Origin of the sequence: Streptomyces sp. NPDC012466, from assembly GCF_042955215.1 — a bacterium.
Classification (GTDB): domain Bacteria; phylum Actinomycetota; class Actinomycetes; order Streptomycetales; family Streptomycetaceae; genus Streptomyces.
Window position 1 is genome coordinate 255,968 of record NZ_JBIBEQ010000011.1, and the last position, 26,289, is coordinate 282,256.

At 70.9% G+C, this 26,289-nt stretch carries 24 protein-coding genes; 4 read left to right on the top strand and 20 right to left on the bottom strand.

Annotated features, from left to right (window positions below; genetic code table 11):
- Positions 1 to 251: 251 nt before the first annotated feature.
- Together ACFY9E_RS34115 and ACFY9E_RS34120 are read right to left on the bottom strand one after the other, a co-directional pair.
- Positions 252 to 2,867: a glycine betaine ABC transporter substrate-binding protein gene (locus ACFY9E_RS34115; protein WP_390990815.1), complete on the bottom strand. Its 2,616-nt coding sequence runs from the start codon at positions 2,865 to 2,867 to the stop codon at positions 252 to 254.
- The gene (locus ACFY9E_RS34120) at positions 2,860 to 3,951 is read right to left on the bottom strand and encodes a betaine/proline/choline family ABC transporter ATP-binding protein (RefSeq protein WP_390990817.1); all 1,092 of its coding nucleotides are present in this window, start codon (positions 3,949 to 3,951) and stop codon (positions 2,860 to 2,862) included. The genes ACFY9E_RS34115 and ACFY9E_RS34120 overlap by 8 nt, the downstream gene beginning before the upstream one ends.
- Before the next feature lie 197 nt (positions 3,952 to 4,148).
- On the opposite strand from ACFY9E_RS34120, the gene ACFY9E_RS34125 reads away from it, so the two are divergent.
- Both ACFY9E_RS34125 and ACFY9E_RS34130 read left to right on the top strand, forming a co-directional pair.
- Positions 4,149 to 5,078, top strand: coding sequence for a 5'-3' exonuclease H3TH domain-containing protein (locus ACFY9E_RS34125; protein ID WP_390990820.1), 930 nt, complete (start codon positions 4,149 to 4,151; stop codon positions 5,076 to 5,078).
- 79 nt (positions 5,079 to 5,157) lie between these two features.
- Positions 5,158 to 6,000, top strand: a complete 843-nt coding sequence (locus ACFY9E_RS34130) for a siderophore-interacting protein (RefSeq protein WP_390990823.1) — start codon at positions 5,158 to 5,160, stop codon at positions 5,998 to 6,000.
- A gap of 6 nt (positions 6,001 to 6,006) precedes the next feature.
- Here the strand turns inward: ACFY9E_RS34130 and ACFY9E_RS34135 are convergent, their stop codons facing one another.
- Positions 6,007 to 6,621, bottom strand: coding sequence for a GNAT family N-acetyltransferase (locus tag ACFY9E_RS34135; protein ID WP_390990825.1), 615 nt, complete (start codon positions 6,619 to 6,621; stop codon positions 6,007 to 6,009).
- Between the two features lie 75 nt (positions 6,622 to 6,696).
- Between ACFY9E_RS34135 and ACFY9E_RS34140 the strand changes: the two genes are divergently transcribed.
- On the top strand, positions 6,697 to 7,680 hold the full coding sequence (locus ACFY9E_RS34140; protein ID WP_390990828.1) for a pseudouridine synthase: 984 nt from the start codon (positions 6,697 to 6,699) through the stop codon (positions 7,678 to 7,680).
- Here the strand turns inward: ACFY9E_RS34140 and ACFY9E_RS34145 are convergent.
- The 17 genes from ACFY9E_RS34145 to ACFY9E_RS34225 form a co-directional block, all read right to left on the bottom strand.
- On the bottom strand, positions 7,674 to 9,203 hold the full coding sequence (locus tag ACFY9E_RS34145; protein WP_390990831.1) for a cytochrome P450: 1,530 nt from the start codon (positions 9,201 to 9,203) through the stop codon (positions 7,674 to 7,676). The genes ACFY9E_RS34140 and ACFY9E_RS34145 overlap by 7 nt on opposite strands.
- Before the next feature lie 66 nt (positions 9,204 to 9,269).
- Complete coding sequence (locus ACFY9E_RS34150) at positions 9,270 to 9,890, bottom strand: ATP/GTP-binding protein (protein ID WP_390990834.1); 621 nt, start codon at positions 9,888 to 9,890, stop codon at positions 9,270 to 9,272.
- Positions 9,871 to 10,269, bottom strand: coding sequence for a DUF742 domain-containing protein (locus tag ACFY9E_RS34155; protein ID WP_390990837.1), 399 nt, complete (start codon positions 10,267 to 10,269; stop codon positions 9,871 to 9,873). The genes ACFY9E_RS34150 and ACFY9E_RS34155 overlap by 20 nt, the downstream gene beginning before the upstream one ends.
- A complete protein-coding gene (locus ACFY9E_RS34160; RefSeq protein ID WP_390990839.1) occupies positions 10,266 to 10,673 on the bottom strand; it encodes a roadblock/LC7 domain-containing protein in 408 nt (135 codons plus the stop codon). Before ACFY9E_RS34160 ends, ACFY9E_RS34155 begins: the two co-directional genes overlap by 4 nt.
- The gene (locus ACFY9E_RS34165) at positions 10,670 to 12,310 is read right to left on the bottom strand and encodes an ATP-binding protein (protein ID WP_390990842.1); all 1,641 of its coding nucleotides are present in this window, start codon (positions 12,308 to 12,310) and stop codon (positions 10,670 to 10,672) included. Before ACFY9E_RS34165 ends, ACFY9E_RS34160 begins: the two co-directional genes overlap by 4 nt.
- A 325-nt stretch (positions 12,311 to 12,635) precedes the next feature.
- Positions 12,636 to 15,485, bottom strand: a complete 2,850-nt coding sequence (locus ACFY9E_RS34170; protein WP_390990845.1) for a DEAD/DEAH box helicase — start codon at positions 15,483 to 15,485, stop codon at positions 12,636 to 12,638.
- 40 nt (positions 15,486 to 15,525) lie between these two features.
- Positions 15,526 to 16,416: a diacylglycerol kinase gene (locus ACFY9E_RS34175; protein ID WP_390990848.1), complete on the bottom strand. Its 891-nt coding sequence runs from the start codon at positions 16,414 to 16,416 to the stop codon at positions 15,526 to 15,528.
- 31 nt (positions 16,417 to 16,447) lie between these two features.
- The gene (tatC, locus tag ACFY9E_RS34180; protein ID WP_390990850.1) at positions 16,448 to 17,410 is read right to left on the bottom strand and encodes a twin-arginine translocase subunit TatC; all 963 of its coding nucleotides are present in this window, start codon (positions 17,408 to 17,410) and stop codon (positions 16,448 to 16,450) included.
- A gap of 47 nt (positions 17,411 to 17,457) precedes the next feature.
- The gene (tatA, locus tag ACFY9E_RS34185; protein ID WP_033311911.1) at positions 17,458 to 17,739 is read right to left on the bottom strand and encodes a Sec-independent protein translocase subunit TatA; all 282 of its coding nucleotides are present in this window, start codon (positions 17,737 to 17,739) and stop codon (positions 17,458 to 17,460) included.
- 260 nt (positions 17,740 to 17,999) lie between these two features.
- A complete protein-coding gene (locus ACFY9E_RS34190) occupies positions 18,000 to 18,194 on the bottom strand; it encodes a hypothetical protein (RefSeq protein ID WP_390990852.1) in 195 nt (64 codons plus the stop codon).
- A gap of 45 nt (positions 18,195 to 18,239) precedes the next feature.
- Positions 18,240 to 18,536 carry a hypothetical protein gene (locus tag ACFY9E_RS34195; RefSeq protein WP_390990855.1) on the bottom strand — a complete coding sequence of 99 codons (297 nt, stop codon included), beginning with the start codon at positions 18,534 to 18,536 and terminating at the stop codon, positions 18,240 to 18,242.
- Between the two features lie 140 nt (positions 18,537 to 18,676).
- Positions 18,677 to 19,747, bottom strand: a complete 1,071-nt coding sequence (locus ACFY9E_RS34200; RefSeq protein WP_390990858.1) for a WYL domain-containing protein — start codon at positions 19,745 to 19,747, stop codon at positions 18,677 to 18,679.
- Between the two features lie 17 nt (positions 19,748 to 19,764).
- A complete protein-coding gene (locus tag ACFY9E_RS34205; RefSeq protein ID WP_390990860.1) occupies positions 19,765 to 20,742 on the bottom strand; it encodes a WYL domain-containing protein in 978 nt (325 codons plus the stop codon).
- 128 nt (positions 20,743 to 20,870) lie between these two features.
- On the bottom strand, positions 20,871 to 21,242 hold the full coding sequence (locus ACFY9E_RS34210; RefSeq protein WP_019754140.1) for an FKBP-type peptidyl-prolyl cis-trans isomerase: 372 nt from the start codon (positions 21,240 to 21,242) through the stop codon (positions 20,871 to 20,873).
- A 56-nt stretch (positions 21,243 to 21,298) separates the two neighbouring features.
- Positions 21,299 to 22,279: an FKBP-type peptidyl-prolyl cis-trans isomerase gene (locus ACFY9E_RS34215; protein WP_390990863.1), complete on the bottom strand. Its 981-nt coding sequence runs from the start codon at positions 22,277 to 22,279 to the stop codon at positions 21,299 to 21,301.
- 192 nt (positions 22,280 to 22,471) lie between these two features.
- Positions 22,472 to 23,833 carry a Pup--protein ligase gene (pafA, locus tag ACFY9E_RS34220; RefSeq protein ID WP_031106199.1) on the bottom strand — a complete coding sequence of 454 codons (1,362 nt, stop codon included), beginning with the start codon at positions 23,831 to 23,833 and terminating at the stop codon, positions 22,472 to 22,474.
- A gap of 9 nt (positions 23,834 to 23,842) precedes the next feature.
- Complete coding sequence (locus tag ACFY9E_RS34225; protein ID WP_390990866.1) at positions 23,843 to 25,102, bottom strand: MFS transporter; 1,260 nt, start codon at positions 25,100 to 25,102, stop codon at positions 23,843 to 23,845.
- Positions 25,103 to 25,148: 46 nt separating this feature from the next.
- Here ACFY9E_RS34225 and ACFY9E_RS34230 point away from each other — a divergent pair, with 46 nt between their 5' ends.
- The gene (locus ACFY9E_RS34230; protein ID WP_390990869.1) at positions 25,149 to 26,201 is read left to right on the top strand and encodes a substrate-binding domain-containing protein; all 1,053 of its coding nucleotides are present in this window, start codon (positions 25,149 to 25,151) and stop codon (positions 26,199 to 26,201) included.
- Positions 26,202 to 26,289 lie beyond the last annotated feature (88 nt).

Consider the following 26,289-nt stretch of genomic DNA (forward strand, 5'->3'; position numbering starts at 1 on the left):
CCTACGCATGTACGGCAAACCGTTTCATGCGCCCGTCACATCGACGTCATACGGGCTGCCGCCCGACCTCACACTTCGCGCCAGGGGATCCGCCGCCGCGGGGGCGGGGCAGGTCTTCCGCCTGCCGGAGGATCAGGGCGCGAGAGGGGGTTCAGGGGGTGGCGTAGCGCTCTGTGGTTGTCCGGATCCCGCTCGTGGGACCAGGGGGGTTGGAGCGGGACGCGGCGTGTCGCGCGTCCCACCCCGGAACCCTACTGCGGTGTCATGCGGTTCACCATGTCCGGGTGCTGCTCGAGCCACTCGGCCACCGCTTCTTCCTCGTGCCCCTGGCCACGGTCCTTGATCTCGCTCTCCAGGCTGCCGAGCTCGTTCTCGCTCATCCTGAAGTTCTTGATCCACTTCGTGAGCTGCGGGTACTCCTCGGGGAACTTCCCGTTGGAGATGGTGCGGATCGTGTTGCCCTCGCCGAAGGCCTTCTTCGGGTCCTTCAGCTTGGTCAGCTCGTAGTCGCTGTAGGCCCAGTGCGGCGACCAGAGCGTGACGGCGATCGGCTCCTTCTTCGCGTACGCGCGCTTCAGCTCGGCCAGCATCGCGGGCGTGGAGCCGTCGACGACCTCGTACTCCTCGTCCAGGCCGTAGCCGGGCAGGACCTTGTTCTTCAGCAGGTCCATCTCGCCGGTGCCCGGCTCGATGCCGATGATCTTGCCCTTGAAGGTGCCGGACCTGCCCTTGAGGTCCTCCAAGGAGTCGACGCCCTTCACGTACGACGGCACGGCGATCTCCAGGGACGTCGGCTCGTACCAGGTGCCGAGGTCCTTGAGCCGGTCCTTGTTCTTGTCCCAGTAGTTCTTCTGGGCGTAGGGCAGCCAGGCGTCGAAGTTGAGGTCGAGATCGCCTGAGGCCAGACCGGTGTAGACCGGGCCGACGTCCATCTGCTTCAGGTTCAGCGTGTAGCCGCGCCGCTCCAGGACGTTCTTCCAGAGGTAGGTGACGGCGATGTCCTCGTCCCAGGGGAACCAGGCGACGTCCAGGGGCCGCTCGGCCTCGGCGGGCGTGCTGCCGCCGGAGCCCGGCACCGGGGCGAGCTTGTCGACGACGCCGGGGTTCTGCTTCAGCCAGGCGCGGACGGCGTCCTGCCGGTTGCCCTTGCCCGCCTTGTTGATCTCCGCTTCGAGGCTGGTGAGCTGCTTCTCGCTCATCGTGAAGTTCTTCAGCCACCCGGCGACCGTCGGGTCCTCGTCCGCGAAGCCCTTGCGGGACAGGGTGTGCACCCCGTCGCCCTCGCCCCAGGCGCCCTTCGGGTCCTTGAGCTTCTTGAGGTCGTAGTCGTTGTACGCCCAGTGCGGCGACCAGAGCGTGGTGACGATCGGCTTCTTCTGGGCGTAGGCGCGCTTCAGCTCGGCCAGCATCGCGGGCGTGGAGCTGTCGACGACCTCGTACTCCTGGTCGAGGCCGTACTCCTTGAGGACCTTGCTCTTCAGCAGGGCCATCTCGCCGGCGCTGGACTCGATGCCGGTGATCTTTCCGCCGAACTTAGAGGACTTGCCCTTGAGGTCCGCCAGGGAGTCGATGCCCTTCATGTAGGCGGGCACGCTGAGCTCCAGGGACGTCTTGTCGTACCAGGCGCCGAGGTCGTCGAGCTGCTTGCCGTACTTCTTCCAGTACTGGGCGTGGGTGGTGGGCAGCCAGGCGTCCGTCTGGACGTCGACGTCGCCTTGGGCGAGGGAGGTGTACAACGGCCCGGCGTCGAACTGCTTGGCCTCGACCTCGTAGCCGCGCCGCTCCAGGATCTCCTTCCACAGGAAGGTGGAGGCGACGCCCTCGTCCCAGGGGATGTAGCCGATGCTGATCTTCTTGCCCTGGCCGACGTTCTTGCCGTCCGCCGCGGCCTCGGTGGCGGTGCCGCCGCCGAAGACACCCATGCCGCCCGCGGTGAGCGCGAGGACGACGACGCCGATCACGGCGACCGCCGGACGCGGCCGGTACGACCAGATCTTCAGCCCCTGGGCGGCGCGCAGCCTGGCGGCGGCGCGGCGGCCGAGCGGGGAGACCTGGGTGCCCAGGGCGCTGGTCATGCGGTCCAGGTAGATCGCGAGGATCACGATGGCCACACCGGCCTCGGACCCGAGGCCCACGTTGAGCTGGCCGATGGCCTCGTTGACGTCGCCGCCGAGGCCGCCGGTGCCGACCATGCCGGCGATCGCGGCCATGGACAGGCCCAGCATGATGACCTGGTTGACGCCGGCCATGACGGTGGGCAGCGCGAGCGGCAGCTGGACGCGCAGCAGGGTGTTGCGGGGCGAGGTGCCGAACGCCTCGGCCGCCTCGACCAGTTCCTTGTCGACCTGCCGGATGCCCAGCTCGGTCATGCGCACGCCCGGGGCGAGCGCGAAGATCAGGGTGGCGACGATGCCCGCGGGGGCGCCGGTGCCGAAGAACAGGATCGCCGGGATGAGGTAGATCATCGCGGGCAGCGTCTGCATGAAGTCCAGGACGGGCCGGACCAGTCCGCTGACACGGTCCGAGCGGGCCGCCCAGATGCCCACGGGAAGGGAGATCACCAGCGCGATGACGGTCGCCACGAGGACGAGCGCCAGGGTGATCATCGCGTTCTCCCACAGTTCGAGGGAGTCGATGAACGCGAACCCGGCGAAGGTGAGGACACCGGCGAGGGTGCCGCGCAGCCAGAAGGCGATCACGGCGAAGATACCGGCGAGGAGCAGCGGTTCGGGCGCCTGGAGGACGGCGTTGATGCCGTCGTAGAGGCCGAGGAAGACGGTCTTGCAGAAGTCGAACAGCCACGCCATGTGGGTGGTGAGCCAGTCGACCGCGTCGTTGACCCAGTTGCCGAGCTGAATCCTAGGCACCGGCCGTCACCTTCTCTCCGCCCTTGTCCCGCGGGGAGTCGCAGGGCTCCGGTGCGGCGTCCTGCTCGTCGCCCAGGAAGCCGATCAGACGCTGCCGGGGCACGACGCCCACCAGCTTGTTGTCCTGGTCGACGACCGAGACCGGGTGGGTGAGCCGGGCGCTGATCGCGCACAGCTCCGTGAACGCGGTGCCGGGCGTGGCGGTCTCGCAGTGGCAGCCGGGGCCGTCGCCGGTGACCGAGGTGTCCATGATCTCGCCCGCGGTCAGGACGCGGGAGCGGTCGACGTCCTGGGTGAAGGAGGCGACGTAGTCGTTCTCCGGCCGCAGCAGGATGTCCTGGGCGGTGCCGTTCTGGACGATGCGGCCGTCGCGCATGACGGCGATGCGGTCGCCCAGGCGCATGGCCTCGTTCAGGTCGTGGGTGATGAAGACGATCGTCTTCTTGAGCTTGTGCTGGAGCTCCAGCAGCTGGTCCTGCATGTCGCGGCGGATCAGCGGGTCCAGGGCGCTGAAGGACTCGTCCATCAGCAGCAGGTCGGCGTCGGTGGCGAGCGCGCGGGCCAGACCGACGCGCTGCTGCATGCCGCCGGACAGCTCGTCGGGCCAGGACTTCTCCCAGCCGGCCAGGCCGCACAGGGCGAGCGCCTCGTCGGCGCGGCGTGCGCGCTCGGCGCGGGGCACGCCCTGCACTTCCAGACCGTAGGCGGCGTTCTCGCGCACGCTGCGGTGCGGGAAGAGCGCGAAGTGCTGGAACACCATGCTGATCTTCTTGGAGCGGACCTCGCGCAGTTCACGGCCGCCGAGCCCGGTCAGGTCCTGGCCGTCGAAGCGCACCTGTCCGGCGGTCGGCTCGAGCAGGCCGTTGAGCATGCGCAGCAGGGTGGACTTGCCGGAGCCGGACAGGCCCATGACGACGAAGATCTCGCCGGGTTCCACGGTGAAGGACGCGTCGATCACGGCGGCCGTCGTGCCCTCGGCGCGCAGTTCCTCCCGGTCGGCCCCGCCGCGCAGCCGCTCGACGGCCTGTCCCGGTCTCCTGCCGAAGACTTTGTACAGCCCCTCAGCCTCAAGCGTCGCTGACACGTGCACCTCTATTTCGTTGACGACAGAACAGAGCGAGGACAGGGCGCAAACAGTTGAAATGCGCAACCAGCCTCGCTGCGGGGCGGCGCCTCCCCCCGATCTCACCCCTCAAACGGAAAGGTGAGGCGGTTCACACAGGACGCGTAGGGCGCAACGCGTTGCGCGGCGGCGAGTGGCCGTCGGCGGGGTACGGCACAATGCGTGGCGTGACCGGACGACTGATGCTCCTCGACACCGCTTCCCTGTACTTCCGCGCCTACTTCGGCGTCCCGGACTCGGTCAGGGCCCCGGACGGCACGCCGGTCAACGCCGTGCGCGGACTGCTCGACTTCATCGACCGCCTGGTCAAGGACCACCGGCCGGACCTTCTGGTCGCCTGCATGGACGCCGACTGGCGGCCGCAGTGGCGAGTGGAGCTGATCCCCTCGTACAAGGCCCACCGCGTCGCCGAGGAGCACGCGACCGGGCCGGACGAGGAGGAGGTGCCCGACACGCTGTCGCCGCAGGTACCGGTCATCGAGGCGGTGCTGGACGCGGTGGGCATCGCACGCGTGGGCGTCGCCGGGTACGAGGCGGACGACGTGATCGGCACGTTCACCGCGCGGGCGAAGGGCCCGGTCGACATCGTCACGGGCGACCGCGACCTGTACCAGCTGGTGGACGACGCGCGCGGGGTGCGCGTGCTGTACCCGCTGAAGGGCGTGGGCACCCTGCAGCACACCGATGAGGCGGTGCTGCGTGAGAAGTATGGGGTCGGCGGCAGCGGGTACGCGGATCTGGCCCTGCTGCGCGGCGACCCCAGCGACGGCCTGCCGGGCGTGCCGGGCATCGGTGAGAAGACGGCCGCCAAGCTCCTGGCGGAGTTCGGGGACCTGGCCGGGATCCTGGCGGCGGTGGAGGACCGGCGGTCGAAGCTGACCCCGACGCAGCGCAGGCGGCTGGACGAGGCGCGTCCGTATCTCGCGGTCGCCCCGAAGGTGGTCCGGGTCGCCGACGACGTGCCCCTGCCGGACGTCTCGACGGCGCTGCCGCGGGCGCCGCGCGACCCGGAGGCCCTGGAGGCGCTGGCCGCCCGCTGGGGACTGGGCGGATCACTGGAGCGCCTGTTGACGACGCTGGCGCGGTGACCTCCTCGCCACAAGAGGTGTGAAGTGGGGCCGAGGTGCTAACTTAGGTTAGCCTAACCACCGAGACAGGGAGGTCCTCATGGCAGAGCGACCGGGACGCCAGCCGCGCCGGATCCACTCCGCGCAGGTCGTCCGCACCGAGCGGCTGACCCCGCACATGCAGCGTGTGGTGCTCGGCGGCGAGGGCCTTGCCGACTTCTCGGCGGACACGTGCACCGACCACTATGTGAAGCTGCTGTTCCCGCCCGTGGGCGTGACCTACCCGGAACCCTTCGACCTGCAGCGCGTCCGGGACGAGCTGCCGCGCGAACAGTGGCCGGTCACCCGGACGTACACGGTCCGCCAGTGGGACGCCGAGCACCGCGAACTGACACTGGACTTCGTCATCCACGGTGACGAGGGCCTGGCGGGGCCGTGGGCCGTGCGCGTCCGGCCGGGCGAGATGGTGCGCTTCATGGGACCCGGTGGGGCGTACGCGCCCGCCCCGGACGCCGACTGGCATCTGCTCGTGGGTGACGAGAGCGCGCTGCCCGCGATCGCCTGTGCCCTGGAGGCGCTGCCGCACGGGGCCAGGGCGTATGCCTTCGTGGAGGTCTCCGGCCCCGAGGAGGAGCAGAAGATCGACTCGGACGTGGACGTCGTCTGGCTGCACCGCGGCGCCCGCCCTCGCGGCGAGGCACTGGTCGCGGCCGTGCGGGGCCTGGAGTTCCCCGAGGGCCGGGTGCACGCCTTCGTCCACGGCGAGGCGCACTTCGTCAAGCAGTTGCGCCATCTGCTCCGCGTGGAGCGTCATGTCCCGCGCGAGGACCTCTCGATCTCCGGTTACTGGCGCCAGGGCCACGACGAGGATGGCTGGCAGGCCTCCAAGCGCGAGTGGAACGCCCGGATCGAGGCGGAGCAGGAGAGCGTGTCCGCGGCCTGAGGGCAATCAGCCACCGGGCAGCGCGGTGTGCGGGCTCGGCTGATCACCGCTCACCCGTGCATGCAGATGCATGTCGTGCCATCCGTCCGGCTGCAGGACGGCACTGCGCTTGGTGCCCTCCAGGGCGAAACCGGTCCTGGTGGCGACACGACAGGACGCCTCGTTGCGCACGGCGTGCAGGAGTTCCAGCCGGTGGAAGCCGGCCTCGTCGAAGGCCCAGTGGGTGAGCGCGGCCGTGGCGCGGACCGCCACACCCCGGCCCCGGGCCGCCGGAGCGGTCCAGTACGCCATCTCAGCCGTCCCGTCGTCGAGCCGTAGCTCGCGCAGCGCCACCCGGCCCAGCAGCGCGCCGGAGTCCGCGCCGACGACGGCCCAGTGCGCCTCCCGCTCCCTCTCCCACGCCTGCTGCCAGGCGCGGATCCAGTCAGCGACCTCCGCCACGGAGTCCGCGGTCCGGGCGTGCCACTGGTGCATCACCGGGTCCTGGAAGACCTCGTACACCGCGGGCGCGTCCCCGGCCCGCCAGGGCCTCAGGACGAGTCCGCCGTCGGCGGGAAGAGTGGGTTGCGGGCGGCCCGCGAGTGTCCCGGCGGTCAGGACCGGGCCGATGAGGAACGGCATGCCCGCATCCTGACAAGGACCCACCGGTGCTCCCAGTGGTTTTTCCCGCGCACCGGCCTCGTACGCTGGGCCGCGATGAGACGCAAGACCCCCACCCCGCACTCTCCCCTGCCGCAGCGCCACGGCGTGGACCCGGTGCGGGTGCGGCTGCCCGTCGCGGGGCGGTGGAGCACGGTGCGCGAGCACTTGGTGGAACGGCTCTCCGGGGCGGGCGCCGGCGTCGTCGACGGCATGTTCGACGCGGGCCGGATCGTCGGGGCGGACGGACGGCCCGTCGCGGCGGACGCGCCCTACGTGCCCGGGATGTTCGTGTGGTTCCACCGGGACCTGCCCGACGAGGTGCCGGTGCCCTTCCCGCTGGAGGTCGTGCACCGGGACGAGCACATCGTCGTCGCCGACAAGCCGCACTTCCTCGCCACCACCCCGCGCGGCGGCCATGTCGCCGAGACCGCGCTGGCCCGGCTCCGCCGCGAGCTGGGCCTGACCGCGCTCACCGCCGCGCACCGCCTGGACCGGCTCACCGCGGGACTCGTGCTGTTCACCGTGCGCCCCGAGGAGCGCGGCGCCTACCAGACGCTGTTCCGCGACCGCCGGATCCGCAAGGAGTACGAGGCCGTCGCGCCGTACGACCCCGCCCTCCCCCTGCCCCGGACCGTGCGCAGCCGGATCGTGAAGGAGCGCGGGGTGCTCACGGCCCGGGAGGAGCCGGGCGAGCCCAACGCCGTGAGCCGCGTCGAGCTGGTGGAACACCGCGACCGCCCCGGCGGACTCGCCCGGTACCGGCTCACGCCCGCCACGGGACAGACCCACCAGCTGCGCGTCCACATGTGCGCCCTGGGCGTGCCGATCCTCGGCGACCCCCTCTACCCCGAGGTGGCCGCCCCCGTGCCGGCCGGTGACTTCCGGCGTCCGCTCCAACTGCTGGCGCGAAGCCTGGAGTTCACCGACCCGGTCACTGGCGTGGAGCACCGGTTCCGCAGCGGCCGGGCGCTCGCGGCCTGGGCGTCGTACGACCGGTGGGCCGCCGGGACGTACGACGGCCCGTCGGACGGTCAGTAGCCGCGCCACCAGCTCAGGAAGCGCTGCCAGACACCCTTGCGGCCGCGCGGTTCGGCGACGGCCGGCTGCGGCGGCACCGGGACCGGCTGGGGCCGCACCGGTGCGGGCTGCGGTTGCGCGACCGCGGGCCGGGGCTGTGCGGCGGCCGGCTGAGGCTGCGCCCCGGCCGGTGCGGCCTGCGGCTGCGCGGTGCCGATCTGCCAGTCCGAGCGCTGCGCGGCGACCGGCTTGTGGTTCGGCACCTCCTGCACGTCCTGCGGCGGCTTGGGCGAGAACTGCACCGGCAGGTCCACCAGGTGCCGGGAGGCGATGGACGCCGTCCAGCGCAGCTCCTCCTCGTCGCAGTCGAGTTCGACGTCCGGCAGCCGCATCAGCAGCGCGTCCACGCCCACGTCGGCGATGGAGCGGCCGATGTCCTGCCCGGGGCACTCGTGGGGGCCGCCGCCGAAGGCGAGGTGGGAACGGTTGCCCTGCATGCTGGCCTTGAGGTCCGGCCGCACCCGCGGGTCGACGTTGGCGGGAAGCGGCGCGAACAGCAGCCCGTCTCCCCGGCGGATGCGCTGCCCGCCCAGCTCGGTCTCCTGCTTGGCGAAGTAGGCGAAGACCGTGCTGAACGGCGGCTCGTTCCACAGGGATTGCTCCACCGCCTCCGGCACCGTCATCTGCCCGCCGTTGAGCTGGGCCCGGAAGCGCGGGTCGATCAGGACCGTGAGCAGCACGTTGGACAGCAGGTTGGTGGTGGCCTCGTAGGCGGCGAAGAGCACCAGGCGCAGGTGCTCCCTGACCTCGTCGTCGCTCAGCCGGGCCGGGTGGGTGATCAGATAGCTGGCGAGGTCCTCCTCCGGCTGGGCGCGGCGGGTCGCGGTGAGCCGGCTGAGGGCGTCCATGACGTAGGAGTGGCTGGCGATCGCGGTCTCGGTGCCCTTGAGCGCGTCACGGGCGGCCTCGACGAGCCGGTCGTTGTACTCGTCGGGCATGCCGAGGATCTCGCACATCACCGCCATCGGCAGGTGCTCGGTGAACTGGCTGACGAGGTCCGCCTCGCCCGCCTCGCAGAACCGGTTGACGATCACCTGCGTGCTGCGGTTGATGTACCGGCGCAGACTGCGGAAGTCGATGGTGGAGATGGCGCCCATGACCGCGCCGCGCAGTCGCTTGTGCTCGTCCCCCTCGGCGTGCGAGGCGATGGGCTGCCAGGCGATGTGCGGCATCAGCGGGTGGTCGGGCTTGACGAGGCCCTCCCTGAGCGGGGTCCAGATACGGCTGTCCCGGCAGAACTGCGAGGGCGAGCGCACCATGTGCAGGTTCTCGGCGTGGCCGAGGACGATCCACATCGGCACGTCGTCGTGGAGCAGTACGGGCGCCACGGGACCGTGCTGGTCCCGCAGTTGCTCGTACAGCGCTCCCAGGTCCTCCGCCTCGTGCAGCCGGTGCAGTCCCCCGGGGCCGTGCGCGGGGCAGCCGGGGGGCGGGCCGGGCCGGAGGTCGTCCGTACTGGTCGGGGCGTGGGATTCAGGCGTCACAGTGATCGCTCCGAAACTGAAGTGAATCCAGGTGTCTGGGGGGAGGTGTGGGGTGGGCGCTCCGGGTCAGGTGAGCGAGCCCGTCATGGCGAGCGAGTGCAGGAAGCGCATGAGGGTCATCAGGACATCGCGGCTGGAGGCCCGCCGCCGCGCGTCGCACTCGATGATCGGGATGTCCGGCGTGAGGTCGAGGGCCGTGCGCAGCTCCTCGGTGGCGTAACGCGGGGCGTCCGGGAAGGAGTTGATGGCGACCACGAACGGCACGCCGCGTTCCTCCAGGCGTCCCATGACGTCGAAGCTGACCTCCAGCCGCCGGGTGTCGACCAGCACCACCGCGCCGAGCGCACCCTCGAACAGGCCGTTCCACAGGAACCAGAAGCGCTGCTGGCCGGGTGTGCCGAAGAGGTACAGCACGAGCTGGTCGGTGATGCTGATCCGGCCGAAGTCCATGGCGACGGTGGTGGCCGTCTTGGAGGCGGAGCCGAAGTTGTCGTCGACACCGATGCCGGCCTGCGTCATGGTCTCCTCGGTCGTCAGCGGAGTGATCTCGCTGACGGAGCCGACCATGGTCGTCTTGCCGACGCCGAAGCCACCCACGATCACGATCTTGGCCGCGGCCTGTGCCGTGTGGGGCAGCTGGTCCTCGGTCCGGGGGCCCGGGATGGTGTCAGAGCCTTTGAAGTCCATTCATCACCGCTTCGAGGAGGGAACGGTCGGTGCGCGCCTTGCGGACGATCGGGGCACGCGCCTGCACCAGTTCCGCCGTCAGCAACTCGGTGAGCAGTACGCCCATCGCGCTGAACGGCAGGTGGAGGTAGGCCGACAGCTCGGCCACGGACAGGGGGGCGGCGCAGAGTCGGAGCAGCGCCGCCTGCTCGGGAGAGGCGGAGGGCGGCGGGTCCGTGGCACGCGCCACGATTAACGTCACCAGGTCCAGCTCGGCGCGTTCACCGTCCGGGCCGGCCACCACGTACATCCGCTCGGGGTTGCCGGGTTTGCCCTCACCCTCCTTGGGCGTGGGCGGTTCCGATGCGAGGTCGCGCCTCTGGCGTTGGGGAGGAGTCATACGATCTGCCCGTTCCGCCGGGGCGGACTGGTGAGGTGTCCGCCGATCCGGACGACCAGGTCGCGCATCATCGCGCTCATCCGGCCGGGTTCGCACCGCACGTCGGAGAGGACCGCGAGGAAGGCGTTGGCTCCGGCGCTCATCAGGTAGAAGTAGCCGCGGTCGATCTCGATCATGACGAGCTTCATCTCGCCGTCGCCGACGGTGAGTTCCTGGCAGATGCTGCCCGCGAGGGACTGCAGGCCGGCGCAGGCCGCGGCGACCCGGTCGGCCGCGTCGGGCTCCCCGCCGTAGCGGGCGATGCGCAGGCCGTCGGCCGAGAGCACCACGATCATCTCGATGCCCGGCACGCCGTCGGCGAGCTGCTTGAGCATCCAGTCGAAGTTGCCCCGTTGCTGGATCACTTGAGGTCCCCCTCGTCGTCGGCCTCGATGGGGGCCGGGTCGTTGATCAGGTGCAGGTACTTGGTCGGGTTCCGAATGAAGTCGGTCGGGTGGGTGCCGGGCTCGATGCCCTGCTTGAGCCCCTCCCAGAAGGCCTCGAGGCCCTTGCCGGGGGCGTCGGGGGCCGACATGTCGAGCAGGGGCTTCTGCTCGGGTTCCTCGGTCGCCCAGGGGTTGAACTCGCCCCGTTCGGCGGCCTCCCGGTCGGCCTTCTCGTTGGCGGCCTGCTGGGCGAGCCGCTCGGCGAGGGGCATCTTCACCCTGCTGCGGCGCTGCGGCAGGCCGTTCGCGGTCCACTCGGTGACCTCGGGGACGTCGTCGTCCTCCAGGGAGACCGTGGCGGGGATCTTCGGGCTGGTGGGGCGGCGCCTCTTGGGCGCGCGCTTCGGGCCCTCGGGAATGCCGACCGTCATGGGGATGCCGGTGGCGCCGATGCCGTGGGCGAGTCCGACACCGGGCTCGTGGGTGATCATCTCGCTCGGCACGATGAGGATGGCCCGCACGCCGCCGTACGCGGAGGCGCGCAGCGAGACCTGCATGTTGTACGCCGTGCAGAGGCGGCCCACGACGGCCAGTCCCAGGCGCGGGTGCTCGCCGATGTCCTGGAGGTCGACGCCGGCCTTGGCGGCCTCCAGCATGCCCTCGATCCGGGCGCGGGCCTCCTCGTTGAGGTTGACACCGCCGTCCTCGATCTCGATGCAGACGCCGGTCTGCACCTCGGTGGCGGTGACGTGCACCTTGGTCTGGGGCGGCGAGTAGCGCGTGGCGTTGTCGAGGAGTTCGGCGGCGGCGTGGATGACCGGCTCGACGTAGATGCCCTTGACGCTGACCTTGGCGATGGAGGACAGCTGGATGCGCCGGTACTCCAGGATGCGGGACATGGCGCCGCGCAGGGTGCTGTACAGGGACACCGGCTCGGGCCACTGCCGTCCGGGGCGGCCACCGCCGAGGACGGAGACGGAGTCGGCCAGGCGGCCGATCAGGGCGTTGCCGTGGTCGATGCGCAGCAGGTCGTCGAAGACCTCGGGGTTGCGACCGTGGTCCTCCTCCATCTCCCGGAGTTCCTCGGCCTGCTGGTGGATGATCGCCTGGACGCGGCGGGCGACACTGACGAAGGAGCGCGCGGCGGCGTCACGCATGGTCACTTCGCGGTCGACGATCTTGAGCACCGTCAGCAGCGTCTCGGCCTGCGGGGCGGGGAGGTCGCGGAACGCGGGGTTGGCGAGACCGAGCTTGCGAATCACCTCCCTGGGGGATTCTCCGGTGCGCAGCAGGTCGAGCGCGGCGGGGACGAGTTCCCGCGAGAAGCGGACCAGTTCGTTCTCGTGGGCGGCGATCCGCTGCTCCAGGTGCGCGGCGTGCCGGGCGTGCTCCGCACGCTGGTTGCGCAGCGCACGGCCGCGGCGCACCGCCTCGGCCGCCGTGGCGAGCACCAGCGCGGTGGCGATGCCGCCGCACCAGCCGACGGCGCCCCGGGCAGGCTCCGCCACCAGGGCGACGGCGGCTCCGGTCGCCGCGGCCATGACTATGGCGGGCAGCAACAGCACGCGCGCGTAGGGAAGTTCACGGCGACCGGGAGGGGATTGAACACTCACCATGTGGGCCTTCTGACAGGAGTCGACTGAGGTTCGGGGGGACTTACAGGGGGTATGTCATGAAACTGTCGGGATCTTCCGCACATTGGGGAACAAGCGCACGAATTCAGCTCAAGCCGGTGCGCTGCGGGCGAGCTTAGTCCGACCGGATCATCGCCGTGTCATATTCAGCAACTGCCGGAAACCGGGCGCGGAGGGATAGTACGCTCAATCGTTTACACGCTGCGACATCGTTCGAATACGGTGCGTAGCAGCGAACGGGCGTACGAAAGCCCACTCACCGTGAGGGGTGAATGGGCTTCAGTACAACGCCGTTCCGGGGGGCGCCTCACCCCACCGACGAGTAGGCGACGACTCCCCGCAGCAACAGGTCAACGGCCTTGCGCGCGTTCTTCACCACGGCAGACCCCTGCGGGGCAGCCGCGGCGATCTGCCCCAGCACGTCGATGACCTGCTTGCACCACCGCACGAAGTCCCCCGCCGGCATCTCCGCCTCGCGCAGCACCTCGTCGAGGCCCTTCCCGGAAGCCCACATGTACGCGGCCCAGGCGAAGCCCAGATCGGGCTCGCGCTGCCCGACCCCTTCGGTCTGGGTGATCCGGAACTCCTCCTCCAGCGCGTCCAGCCGCCCCCAGATCCGCACCATCTCGCCGAGCGCGGCCTTGGCCTTCCCGGACGGCACCTTCGGCGCCAGGGCGTCGTCGGCGGCCCGTGCCTCGAACACCAGCGCCGAGACACACCCGGCCAGTTCGGCCGGACCGAGGTCCTCCCAGACACCGGCGCGCAGACACTCGCTGGCGAGCAGGTCCAGCTCGCCGTACAGCCGCGCGAGCCGCTTGCCGTGTTCGGTGACCTCGTCGCCGCGCAGGTAGTCCAGCTCGGTCAGCAGCGCCACGATGCGGTCGAACGTGCGGGCGATGGTGTTCGTACGGCCCTCGATCCGCCGCTCCAGCTGCGAGGTGTCGCGCAGCAGCCGGTGGTACCGCTCGGCCCAACGGGCGTGGTCCTCGCGGTCGTTGCAGCCGTGACAGGGATGCGCGCGCAGCGCGGTCCGCAGCCGGGCGATCTCGCGGTCGTCGGCCGCCTGGGAGCGCCGCTTGCGGTGCCGCTCGGCCGGGATGTGCCCGGCCTTGGTGCGCAGCGCCGACGCGAGGTCCCGACGGGACTGCGGGGAACGGGGGTTGAAGGACTTCGGGATCCGCATCCGCTCCAGCGGCTCGACCGGTACCGGGAAGTCCATGGACGCCAGCCGCTTCACCTGCCGCTCGGCGGTCAGCACCAGCGGGCGCGGCCCGTCGTGGTGCTCGAAGCCGCGGTGGCCGTTGGAACGGCCCGCGGGCAGGCCCGGGTCGAGCACCAGCGCCAGGCCCGCGTACTTGCCGGTGGGCACGTGGATGACGTCACCGGGCTTCAGCTTCTCCAGCGCCACGGCGGCCTCCGCGCGCCGCTCCGCCGCGCCCTGCCGGGCGATCTCGTTCTCCCGGTCCTTCAGTTCGCGGCGCAGCCGCGCGTACTCCTCGAAGTCGCCGAGGTGGCAGGTCATGGAGGCCTTGTAGCCCTCGAGACCCTCCTCGTTGCGCTGCACCTGCCGGGAGATGCCGACGACCGACTTGTCCGCCTGGAACTGCGCGAACGACGTCTCCAGCAGTTCGCGCGAGCGGTGCCGCCCGAACTGCTCGACCAGGTTGACCGCCATGTTGTACGACGGCTTGAAGCTGGAGCGCAGCGGATACGTGCGCGTACCGGCCAGACCCGCGAGGTGCTCGGGGCTCATGCCGCGCTGCCACAGCACCACGGCGTGGCCCTCGACGTCGATGCCGCGCCGTCCGGCCCGGCCCGTCAGCTGGGTGAACTCGCCCGGGGTGATGTCCGCGTGCTGCTCGCCGTTCCACTTGACGAGCTTCTCCAGCACCACCGACCGGGCGGGCATGTTGATGCCGAGGGCGAGGGTCTCGGTGGCGAACACGGCCTTGACCAGGCCGCGTACGAACAGTTCCTCGACGACCTCCTTGAAGGTCGGCAGCATGCCCGCGTGGTGGGCGGCGATGCCGCGCTCCAGGCCCTCCAGCCACTCGTAGTAGCCGAGGACGTGCAGGTCCTCCGTCGGGATGGACGCCGTGCGCTCCTCGACCAGGGCGCGGACCCGCTCGCGTGCCTCCTCGTCGTTGAGCCGGAGTCCCGCGTACAGGCACTGCTGGACGGCGGCCTCGCAGGCGGCGCGGCTGAAGATGAACGTGATGGCGGGCAGCAGCCCCTCGGCGTCGAGCCGCTCGATGACCTCGGGCCGGCTCGGCGTCCAGATGCGGGAGCGCTGCCGGCGCTCACGCTCGCGGTCGGCCTCGCGCATGGACCGGCCGCGCCGGCGGTCCTGGTACGACGGCCGGCTCGCCTCCATGCGCGCCATGCGCGTGAGGTCGGGGTTGACGGCCTTCTTGTGGCCCTCGCCCTCCTCGAACAGGTCGTACATCCGCCGCCCGGCGAGCACGTGCTGGAACAGCGGCACGGGCCGGTGCTCGGAGACGATCACCTCGGTGTCGCCGCGGACCGTGTCGAGCCAGTCGCCGAACTCCTCGGCGTTCGACACGGTCGCCGAGAGCGAGACCAGCGTGACCGACTCGGGGAGGTGGATGATCACCTCTTCCCACACGGCGCCCCGGAACCGGTCGGAGAGGTAGTGCACCTCGTCCATGACCACGTAGCCGAGGCCCAGGAGGGTCTGGGAACCGGCGTACAGCATGTTCCGCAGCACCTCGGTGGTCATCACGACCACGGGCGCCTCGGAATTGACGCTGTTGTCGCCGGTGAGCAGGCCCACCTTGTCCGTGCCGTAGCGGCGGCACAGGTCGGCGTACTTCTGGTTCGACAGCGCCTTGATGGGGGTCGTGTAGAAGCACTTCTTGCCCTGCTGGAGGGCGAGGTGGACGGCGAACTCGCCGACGATCGTCTTGCCGGAGCCGGTGGGCGCCGCGACGAGCACGCCCTTCCCCGTCTCGAGCGCCTGGCAGGCCTCGATCTGGAAGGGGTCGAGGCCGAAGTCGTACATCTCGCGGAAGGTGGCGAGCGCGGTGGCCTGCTCGACAGCACGCTTGCGGGCTGCCGCGTACCGCTCGGCCGGTGAGAGGTCCTCTGTCATCGTGCTTTCGAGCGTACCGGGCCGCACTGACAACAGGACGATCATTATCCGGATCCGTTCCTGTGAAACCTCGGATCCGCGCAGCTCAGGGGCCGACGACCCGCACGCCCCCGCGTACGCAGCGCGCGCTCAGCGGCAGCGGCCCGAGCGGCTCCCCGTCGGCGTAGCCGGTGGTGCCCTCGGCGGCGATCTCCACCCGGGCCGCCCGCAGCACGGTCACCTTCGGATGTTCCACGTGCGTCCCGCGGTACACCCTCGGGAAGACCCGCAGCAGCGTCGCGCGGCCGCAGTCCCCGACGACGGTGACGTCGAACAGCCCGTCGGTCAGGTCGGCGTCCGGGCAGATCCGCATGCCGCCTCCGTAGGAGGAGCCGTTGCCGACGGCCACCAGGGTCGCCTCGACCTCGCGGACCTCACCGTCGTCGAGCCGTATGCGGTAGGGGACGGGCCGGAACCCGGCGAGCTCGGAGATCATCGCCAGGTCGTATCTGAGGCGGCCGGTGGGCCATCGCATGCGGTTGCCCCGGTCGTTGGCACGGGAGTCGAAGCCGGAGGCGAGGACCGTGCCGAACCAGCGGTCGCCGACCCGCCCGAGGTCGATGTCGCGGATCCGGCCGCACTTGAGGGCGTCGGCGATCATGCGGCCCGCGGCGGCCGGCTCCCGCACGGGCAGGCCGAGGGCGCGGGCGAAGTCGTTTCCGGTGCCGACGGCGACCAGGCCGAGCGGGGTGCGGGTGCCGGCGACGGCCCGCAGGGCGAGGCTCGCCATGCCGTCGCCGCCGACGGCGATCAGCGCGCCGGTGCCGCCGTCGACGGCCGCACGGGCGCGTGCGAGGGCGTCCGCGGCGTCCTCCCCGAGCACCGTACGGACCGAGAAACCGGCCGCCCGCAACGCGGAAGCGGCCGGCTGCGCCGCGCGGGCGCCCCGGCCGCGGCCCGCGGTGGGGTTGACGAAGAGGGTGATCTCGCTGGTCACGCGACCGACCCTACGATCTGCCTGCCGATCTTCAGGTCACGTCGTCATAACCGTTGACCCGCTCCGAGCGGTCCGCGCTCGCCTGCTCGGGCAGGGCGGCCCGGCTGGTGGTCACGGGCTCGATCTCGCCGATGTCGTCCGGGGTGAGGTCCAGCTCGGACGCCTCGTCGTCGGCGGGGCCCAGGGCCTCGCGACGGCTGCGGCGGCGGTCGTTGAGCAGGGAGAAGGCGACGGCGGCGAAGTACAGGAGCCAGATCGGCCCGGCGAGCGCCAGCATCGTGAGCGGGTCGGTGCTCGGTGTGGCGATGGCCGCGAAGACCGTGATGGCCATGATCATGCCGCGCCACCAGCCGAGCATGCGCTTGCCCGTGATCGCCCCGGTGAGATTGAGCATGACCAGCAGCAGCGGCAGCTCGAACGAGAGGCCGAAGACGAGCACCATCCGCATGACCAGGTCGAGCAGGTCGTCCAGCGGGAGGAGGTTGGACGTGCCGCCGGGGGTGAACTCGAGGAGCACCTTCGCCGTGGTGGGAAGCACCGTGTACGCGAAGTAGGCACCGGCGATGAACAGCGGGGCGCCCGTGCCCACGAAGGCGTAGGCGTACTTCCGCTCGTGCCGGTGCAGGCCGGGGGCGACGAAGGCCCACAGCTGGTAGAGCCAGATCGGCGAGGCCAGCACGACACCGGCCATCAGCGACACCTTCAGCGCCAGCGTGAAGGGGGTGAGCAGGCCGTTGATGGTGATCTGCGCGCAGGGCTTCGTGCCCGACTGCGCCCTGGCCAGTTCCGCGAAGGTCTTGTCACAGCCGACCGAGTCGAGGATCGGCTTGGTGATCAAGTTGATGATGTCGTTGTAGAAGAAGGCGGCGACGACCGTGACGGCGACGATCGCCAGCATCGCCTTGGCGAGCCGGTTGCGGAGCTCGCGAAGGTGCTCCGCGAGGGGCATCCGCCCCTCGGGATCCTTCTCCTGCTTGCGGGCAGACTTCAGCAACCCACGTTCCCATCTCGTGCGGCGGGCCGGAGGTCACCGGCCCTGCGTCAGCGCTTGGTCGTGTCCGTGGGCTCGTTGACCGGGCGCGAGCTGGTCACGTCACCGGGCGCTGCCTGGATGGTGCGCTGCGAGGGCTCGTCGTTGTTGGGCGGGCCGGCCGGGGTCGTGGAGGACTTGTTCTCGTCCTTCATCGCCTTGGCCTCGCTCTTGAGGATGCGGGCCGACTTGCCGAGCGACCGAGCCATGTCCGGAAGCTTCTTCGCGCCGAACAGCAGGATGATGACGACGAGGATGAGAATGATCTCGGGGGCTCCGAGCCTTCCGAACATAAGTCTTTACCTTCTCACCGAGGCGGCTGTGTGGGGTGCTGTCCGACCGGTCGGACACTTGTCCGAACGATCGTGCTGGCAGCGATCGTAACGCTCGGGGGTAAACGTGAGGCAATCCCTCTGCAACCCCTGTGCGTACTCCCGTCCGCGACCAGTGCCTCGTTAACCGGGCCGCGATCAGCAGAGTACCTGTACGAACCGCCGGCGTGACAGGGCGAAGTGTCCCGAAACGCAACTGCCGGCCGCGCCCGCCGGACCTCTCACAGAGCGTCGACGGAACGGGCGGCGCTCTCGGCTGCCCGCTCCAGGTCCTCCGCGGCCCGGTTGATACGGCGCGCCGAGTCCGTGACCTGCCTGCCCAGGCGCTCTGCCTCCACGAAGACCCGCACGGCGAACACCCCGAGCACGACCAGACCCACAAAACCCACGGCAACCGCGAACATCGGCCAGAACATGACGCCGAGCCTAGACCTTCCCGACGGGGCGAACGCTCCGACCCTCTAGACGGTGGAGTGCAGCCTGAGGGTCCGCACTCCGCCACCGGTGAGCAGCTCCACGATCCGCTCCCCCGCCGGCTTGCGGACGGACGCGCCGCACTCGGGGCAGGTGAAGGAGTAGAAGGTGGTGCGGCTCGTGGCACCGATGGCCAGGCGCAGTGCGCCCGCGGCGAGCTCGAAGCACCCCCGGCAGTCCGGGCAGCCCGCCCTGAAGACCACCGGGGCCACGCTTCTCATCCCGGCGAACGCGGACTCCGCCGTCATGCCCCCGACACCACCGGACGTCGCCGACTCGCTCAAGCCCTCGCTCCTCTTCCTGGGGTCGTTCGCCTCCGGAGCACCCCGGCCGACGTCACGACCGGCGCCATGGCCGACGCCCCGGCCGGGCGACGCCCCGGCTCGGCCGTGCCCGGCCACGGGTCCCGGCGGGCACCTGTGGCTCACTCGCGGCCGCCGCCCGGCCCGTCCGGGACCGGCTGCGGCCCGCCCGCGTCGGCGGTCTCCACGGCGCGGACCGTCTCCACCGCCTCGATCCCGTCGTACGCCGCCAGCGCCTCGCGGGCCGCCAGCCGGGCGCTGTCCGCGAGCTCCGGCGGCGAGACGATCCGGCCGTCCCGCCCGAGCCGCAGTGCCAGGCGCCGCAGCGACGCCGGTTCGGGAGTCCGCAGAGTGATACGCAGTCCGCCGTCCGGGAGCTCATCCGCACTGTCGTGCGGGTAGTACTCCGCGACCCAGCGGCCACCGGGCCCGACCTCGACCACGACCTCCGGGTCCTCGGCCGCGGGCTGCACCAGCGCCTCCGAGAGGTCGCGCAGCTCGATCTCGGGCGGCGCCGACGGCTCGTCCAGGATCTTGATCTCGGCGACCCGGTCGAGCCGGAAGGTGCGGCGCGCCTCGGAGCGGCGGCACCAGGCCTCGACGTACGTGTGCCCGACGCTGACCAGGCGGATGGGGTCGATCTCCCGCTCGGTGACCTCGTCGCGCGCGGGCGAGTAGTAGCGGATCCACAGCCGGCGGCGCTCGGCGATGGCCCGGTCGACGTCCGCGAAGACACCGCCCTCGGACTCGAAGGTCACCGACAGCCGCGAGCTGGCGCCCGCCGCCTCACCGGCCGCCGTCTCCACCTTGGCCGTCGCCCGCAGCAGCGCCTGCCGGTCGCTCTCGCGCAGTCCCGGCAGGGTGGAGACCGCCCGGGCGGCCACGAGCAGGGCGGTGGCCTCGTCGGCGGCGAGCCGCAGCGGCTCGGCCGCTTCCGCCGCGAGGGCGGCCGGGTTGTGCCACCAGATGCGCTCGCCGTCGGTGTCGATGTCGAGCAGGTCGCCGCCGCGGAAGCTGGTGCCGCACATGGGCAGGACGTCGAGGTCGGAGACGAGCTCGTCCTCGCTGATGCCGAAGGCACGCGCGACGTCCTCGACCCGGGCTCCGGGACGCTCCCTCAGATACGTCACCAGCGAGAGCATCCGCCGGGTCTGGTCGATGGCGTTCACGGGCCTGACCGGTTTGCCTGCCACTGTCTTCCCGCTCCCCCTCAGCCCTTGGCCACGGCGCGCAGCCGGTCCACCACGTCGGCCCGCAGCTCGGCGGGCTCCAGGACGACCACGTCCGGCCCGAACTCCACCAGCCAGGCGTCCAGCCCGTGTCCGTACGGAATCTCCAACTCGTCCCAGCCGTCCCCGAGTTCCCGAACCGAGGTGGCCTTCGCCCGCAGGGGGTACCCCGCGCCCGCGCGCAGCCGGATCCGCGCCGAGCGGTCGGCTATCTCCCCGGCCCAGCTCGCCACGGTCTCCCGGACGGTGACGACGTCCGGCACGGGAGCGGTGTAGCGGCCGCCGCGCGAGCGGACCTTGCCGGTGATCCGGGAGAGCCGGAAGACCCGCTCGGCGCCCCGGTCGCGGTCCCAGCCCGCCAGGTACCAGTGGCCCCGCCAGCACTCCAGCGCCCACGGCTCCACGTGGCGCTGCCCGGGGTGGGCGGCGGTGGCCTTGCGGTACTCGAAGGCGACGGGCCTGCGGTCCCGGCAGGCCAGCATCAGCGGCTCGAACGCCGCCTCGTGCACGGGGATACGCGGTTCCAGGGCGCCGTGCGACCCGTACGGGTCGACGTCCTCGGGGAGTCCGGCCGCGCGCAGCTTCTGCAGAGCGCCGCTGGCCGCTCCGGCGAGCCGGGCCTGCTGCCACACCTTGGCGGCCAGACCCAGGGCGGCGGCCTCCTCGGCGTCGAGCGTGATGGGCGGGAGGCGGTTGCTGTCGCGGCGGGCCATGTAGCCGACGTCGCCGTCGAGGCTCTCGACGGTCTCGATGACCAGCCCGAGTTCCCTCAGATCGTCCTTGTCACGCTCGAACATGCGGTTGAAGGAATCATCGGAGCCGGTCGCGCCGTTGCCCGGCCCGAAGGCCTCGACGTAGGCCTCGATGGAGTCGCGCAGTTCACGCTTGCTGAGCGGCCGACGTGTCCCGAGCAGACACAGCGCCAGATTCATCAGCCGCTCGGCCTTGGCAATGGCCATCGACGCGCTTCGCCTCCCTATGGTGCTTACGAGCGAGACCGTACCGCCACACGGTGGCACGGCAAAAGCCGAGGGCCCATGCCCGAACAGGCATGGGCCCCACATGATCGAGTCTGTTCGGATCCTGCTCAGACTCCGAGCAGGTCGACCACGAAGATCAGCGTCTCGCCGGGCTTGATCGCCGGGGTCGGGCTCTGGTTGCCGTAGGCGAGGTGGGCGGGGATGGTCAGCTGGCGGCGGCCGCCGACCTTCATGCCCTGCACGCCCTGGTCCCAGCCCTTGATGACCCGGCCGCCGCCCAGCGGGAAGCGGAACGGGGTGCCGCGGTTCCAGCTGGCGTCGAACTCCTCACCCGTGCTGAAGGCGACACCGACGTAGTGCACGGTGACGGTCTGGCCGGCCTGCGCGACCGGGCCGTCGCCCTCCCAGATGTCCTTGATCTCGAGGTCCGCCGGGGGCTCGCCGCCCGGGAAGTCGATCTCGGGCTTGTCGATGCTCACTTCATCTCTCCTTGTTACGTGACCTGCGTCGGGAACAGTCTCACAGACCGGCCGGGTCAGACCGTGCCGAGGATGTCCACCGTGAAGACCAGGGTGTTCTTGGCCAGCTCACTGCTCGGGCTCGCGCCGTAGCCGAGCGAGGGCGGGATCACCAGCAGCACGCGGTCGCCCACGTGCTTGCCGACGAGGCCCTTGTCCCAGCCTGCCACCACGGAGCCGTTGCCGATCTGGAAGGCGGTGGCACCGCCGTGGTCCCAGGAGGAGTCGAACTTCTTGCCGTCCTCCCACTTGACCCCGGTGTACTGGGCGATGAGGCCCTGCCCGGCCTCGACCTTCTTGCCGTCGCCCTTGATCAGCACCTGCTCCTTGAGGTCCTTGGGAGCCTTCTCGCCCTTGGGGACGGTGATGACCGCGGCCTTCTGCGACGGGGACTTCACCTCGGGCATGCCCGGCTCGGAGGGAGCCTGCTCGCCCTTGGCCTCGGCCTTGGCGTCGACGCTCGCGGCACCGACCGGGTCGACGACCCAGATCAGCACGTCCTTCGCGGCGATCCCGGAGGAGGTGTTCAGGCTCTGGCCGATCAGGTCGCCCGCGGTGCCCTGCACCAGGATCCGGCTGCCGGGCTTCTTGCCCTTCACCGCGTCGAGGACCTTCTCGGGGAGCTGCTGGCTCGGCTTGCCGATCTGCTCGATGGACTGCCGCCGGGGCGCCTTGTCACCCGTCGATCCCGCGGCCCAGGTACCGCCGAGCTCCTGGTCACCGCCCCACTTCTCGACGGTCCAGTCCAGGCGGACGAAGTCCGAGCCCTTGATCGGGGTCCCGCTGCCCGCCGAGACCGTCTTGACCACGGTCTCGTCGGACGGCTTGCCGTCCTTGGGCACGGAGATCTCGGGCTTCGCCCCGACCTTCCCCTTGACCTCGGCGACGCCTCCCGCCGTGTCGCCGTTGTTCCCGTCGTCCGATCCGCACGCGGCGGTGAACAACAGGGCGGGAACGGCCAGCAGCGCGGCGACGCGTCGTTTCGTGTTGTAGTTCATCAGTCCAACTGGGATCGGTGGTGTGGGGGCAATGGCCGCCACTCTACGGCGTACACGCTCCTCACTCGCCTCACCGCGCGACACGACGTCGCCCGTTCCGCACCCCTAGGGGAGGGTCCGGAACGGAAAAGACCGGTGCCCACAGGTGCGAAAACCTCTGGGCACCGGCTTCCAGAACTGGCCGGAACCGGCTTACATCCCGGCGATCAGCTTCTCCACCCGGTCGTCCACGGAACGGAACGGGTCCTTGCACAGCACGGTCCGCTGGGCCTGGTCGTTGAGCTTGAGGTGCACCCAGTCCACCGTGAAGTCACGGCGCTGTTCCTGGGCCCGCCGGATGAAGTCACCGCGCAGCCGGGCCCGAGTGGTCTGCGGCGGAACGGACTTGCCCTCGAAGATCTTCAAGTCGTTGCAGATACGGGCCGCCTGGCCCTTCTTCTCGAGCAGGTAGTACAGGCCACGACGGCGGTGGATGTCGTGGTAGGCGAGGTCTATCTGCGCGACCCGCGGGTGCGACATGGTCATGTTGTGCTTGGCGCGGTACCGCTCGATGAGCTTGTACTTCATGACCCAGTCGATCTCGGTGCCGATGCGGTCGAGGTCCTCGGCCTCGATCGCGTCCAGTGTGCGGCCCCACAGCTCCAGGACCTGCTCGACGGTGCCGGTGCGGATGCCCCGGCGCTCGCAGAAGTCCAGGGCCTTCTCGTAGTACTCGCGCTGCACCTCCAGGGCGGAGGCCTCGCGTCCGCTGGCCAGGCGGACCTTGCGGCGGCCGGTGATGTCGTGGCTGACCTCGCGGATCGCCCGGATCGGGTTCTCCAGGGTGAGGTCCCGCATCACCGTGCCCGCCTCGATCATGCGCAGTACCAGGTCGGTGGCGCCGACCTTGAGCAGCATGGTCGTCTCGGACATGTTGGAGTCGCCCACGATGACGTGCAGGCGGCGGTAGCGCTCGGCGTCCGCGTGCGGCTCGTCGCGGGTGTTGATGATGGGCCGGGAGCGGGTCGTCGCCGAGGAGACGCCCTCCCAGATGTGCTCGGCCCGCTGGCTGACGCAGTACACGGCACCGCGCGGCGTCTGCAGCACCTTGCCGGCGCCGCACAGCAGCTGCCGTGTGACCAGGAACGGAATGAGAATGTCCGCGAGCCGGGAGAACTCCCCGTGCCGGGCGACGAGATAGTTCTCGTGGCAGCCGTAGGAGTTGCCCGCCGAGTCGGTGTTGTTCTTGAAGAGGTAGACGTCGCCCGCGATTCCCTCCTCGTGCAGGCGTCGTTCGGCGTCCACCAGGAGTCCTTCGAGAATGCGCTCGCCTGCTTTGTCGTGGGTGACCAGTTCGGTCACGTTGTCGCATTCCGGTGTCGCGTATTCCGGATGCGATCCCACGTCGAGATAGAGGCGGGCGCCGTTTCGCAGAAAGACATTGCTGCTGCGGCCCCATGACACGACACGGCGGAAGAGGTACCGCGCCACCTCGTCAGGAGACAGGCGGCGCTGTCCCCTGAACGTGCACGTGACGCCGTACTCGTTCTCCAGCCCGAAAATGCGGCGGTCCATGAGGGAACATTACGCCCGATCCCCTGAACTGAAACGGGGTTCGACAGCACGGTTTGGATCATTTTCCGAACCGGCCGCAACAACCGCTCCCTGGCCGGGAGCTGCGACTACCCGTCCTGTGGCGGTCAAAACCAGCAGAGACACGCCACCGGCGACAGCCGGCACGGCGAATCCCCACAGGGCTCCGCCCGTCTCGACCACGGGCCCGGCGACGCCTGTTCCGACCGAGTGGCCCACGGTGAACGTCGTCACCAGCCAGGAGAACGCCTCGGTGACCGTGCCCCGCGGGGCGTGCCGGTCGACCAGGACGAACGCGCAGGCGATGGCGGGCGCGAGGAAGACGCCGGCGAGCGCGGTGAGCGCCACCATGGGCACCGCGTCCGGCATCAGCATCAGCGGCAGGTAACAGACCACCAGAAGGGCCACCAGCACCCGCAGTCGCCGCGCGGGCTCACCGGCCCACTGGCGGGCCCCGTAGACGGCGCCGCCGATCAGCGCCCCGAAACCCAGGGCGGCCATCAGCCAGCCGTACACGGCGTCCCCGCCGTGGTCGTCCGCGTAGGGCACCGAGGCGACCGTGATGGAGCCGAGCGCCATCCCGATGAACAGGAACGCCGCCAGCAGTGCGAGCAGTCCGGGTGAGCGCAGCGCGCCCAGCCAGTGCGCCTCGCGCGGCGCCGAACGCCAGGCGCGCGAGGGCTGCGAGACCACCACGGACAGCGCCCCCAGCACCCCGACCACGTTCAGCACGAGCAGCGCGGCCTGGGCCGACCACAGGGACACGCACAACGTCACCAGCAGCGGCCCGACGGTGAACATCACCTCCTGGGCCACGGCGTCCATGGCGTACGCGGTGTGCACCTGGTCCTCCCGCCGCAGGACGGAGGGCCACAGCGCCCGCAGCCCGCCCTCCAGGGGCGGTGTGAAGAGCCCGGCGCCGGCCACGGCGGCATACGCGAGCGGCAGCGATCCGATGCCCGAGAAGGCGAAGACCGCCATCGCCAGCGCGGAGAGGACGGCCGCCGGGAGCTGCACAAGCGGCTGTCCGCGCAGATCCACGATCCGGCCCAGCACGGGCTGCCCGACGGCGTTGGCGACCCCGTAGACGGCCGCCAGCGCCCCCGCCAGGCTGTAGGTGCCGCCCTCCGCCCGGACGAACAGCACGATCGCGATCGCGGCCGTGGCGTTGGGCAGCCGGCCGACCAGTGTGCCGACGAGCAGTCGGGCGGCGTGTCGCGCCCGAAGGATCTCCAGGTATCCCGTGGCCATGTCCCCGCCCTAGGTTTTACGTATAACGTCGGCTTCCATACGTACCATGTCCGCTGTTCACGAGTCCAGACGAAAGAGCAGGCCGACGGTGGCACGAGGCAGTACCCGCCCCACGAGCCGGGACGTCGCCCAGGCCGCCGGCGTCTCCCAGGCGGCCGTCTCCCTGGTCCTCGGCGACAAATGGCGCGGCCGCGTCTCCGAGGCGACCGCCGAGCGCGTCCGCGAGGCCGCCCGCGACCTGGGCTACCGCCCGAACCTGGCCGCCCGCAATCTGCGCCTGGGCCGCACCCGCACGGTCCTCCTGGTCGTCCCGGCCCTCACCACGGAGTTCTTCGCCGGCGTCTACACGGGCGCCGCCCGCGTCGCCGCCGAGCACGGCTTCGGGGTGGTCCTCTACCCCTCCCCCGAGGGCATCGGCCCCGCCCGCGACCCCTTCGCCTCGGCGCAGTCCGCGCTGGACGGCGTCCTCGCCTCCTCCATGGCCGCGGACGCCCTGACCGCGATCCGCGGCGAGGCGCTGCCGCTGGTGATGCTGGACAGCGACCCGGAGGGCAGCCTGGGTGCGGCGACGGTGAACCTGGACATCGCCGACGGCATCCGCCAGGCAGCGGCTCACCTGCTCTCCCTGGGGCACCGCCACTTCCTCCATCTGGCGGCGGACGTCCCCTCCTGGACCTTCGACGTACGCGCCCGGGAACTGGCGGCGCGGCTGGACGAGGTACCGGGCACCTCGGTGCGCACGGCCCGCTCCCCCATCTCCATCGAGGGAGCGGTGACCGCCGCCGAAGCGGCCCTGACGGCCCCCGGCCCCCGTCCCACCGCCGTGATCTGCGACGACGACCAGCTCGCGGCCGGCACGTACAAGGCGGCCCGCCGTCTGGGCCTGCGCATCCCGGACGACCTGTCGGTCACGGGCGTCGACGACCTGGCCCTGGCCACGGCCATGGACCCGGAGCTGACGACGGTCCACCTGAACGCCGAGCTCTTCGGCGAGCGCGGCATGCGGGCCCTGCTGGCCGTCCTGGAGGACCGTGCGCCCGAGGGCGGGGACATCCCGGTCCACCTAGTGGTACGGAGCTCCACGGCACCGCCTCGCTAGCGGTGGAGGTGTTGCCGCGGAGACCGGGTGGCCGCCGCCGGCCGCCCGCGGACAGCAGCGCGCCCCGGCCACGACCCGGCCGGGGCGC

Coding starts and splice junctions, on each gene's coding strand:
- ACFY9E_RS34165 (WP_390990842.1), bottom strand. CDS start 12,310: ATGGTGAGTGTTCAATCCCCTCCCGGTCGCCGTGAACTTCCCTACGCG.
- ACFY9E_RS34190 (WP_390990852.1), bottom strand. CDS start 18,194: ATGTTCTGGCCGATGTTCGCGGTTGCCGTGGGTTTTGTGGGTCTGGTC.
- ACFY9E_RS34125 (WP_390990820.1), top strand. CDS start 4,149: ATGCGTGGCGTGACCGGACGACTGATGCTCCTCGACACCGCTTCCCTG.
- pafA (WP_031106199.1), bottom strand. CDS start 23,833: ATGGACCGCCGCATTTTCGGGCTGGAGAACGAGTACGGCGTCACGTGC.
- ACFY9E_RS34130 (WP_390990823.1), top strand. CDS start 5,158: ATGGCAGAGCGACCGGGACGCCAGCCGCGCCGGATCCACTCCGCGCAG.
- ACFY9E_RS34140 (WP_390990828.1), top strand. CDS start 6,697: ATGAGACGCAAGACCCCCACCCCGCACTCTCCCCTGCCGCAGCGCCAC.
- tatA (WP_033311911.1), bottom strand. CDS start 17,739: ATGTTCGGAAGGCTCGGAGCCCCCGAGATCATTCTCATCCTCGTCGTC.
- ACFY9E_RS34230 (WP_390990869.1), top strand. CDS start 25,149: ATGTCCGCTGTTCACGAGTCCAGACGAAAGAGCAGGCCGACGGTGGCA.
- ACFY9E_RS34150 (WP_390990834.1), bottom strand. CDS start 9,890: ATGGACTTCAAAGGCTCTGACACCATCCCGGGCCCCCGGACCGAGGAC.
- ACFY9E_RS34135 (WP_390990825.1), bottom strand. CDS start 6,621: ATGCCGTTCCTCATCGGCCCGGTCCTGACCGCCGGGACACTCGCGGGC.
- ACFY9E_RS34215 (WP_390990863.1), bottom strand. CDS start 22,279: ATGAACTACAACACGAAACGACGCGTCGCCGCGCTGCTGGCCGTTCCC.
- ACFY9E_RS34170 (WP_390990845.1), bottom strand. CDS start 15,485: ATGATCGTCCTGTTGTCAGTGCGGCCCGGTACGCTCGAAAGCACGATG.
- ACFY9E_RS34155 (WP_390990837.1), bottom strand. CDS start 10,269: ATGACTCCTCCCCAACGCCAGAGGCGCGACCTCGCATCGGAACCGCCC.
- ACFY9E_RS34205 (WP_390990860.1), bottom strand. CDS start 20,742: ATGGCCATTGCCAAGGCCGAGCGGCTGATGAATCTGGCGCTGTGTCTG.
- ACFY9E_RS34225 (WP_390990866.1), bottom strand. CDS start 25,102: ATGGCCACGGGATACCTGGAGATCCTTCGGGCGCGACACGCCGCCCGA.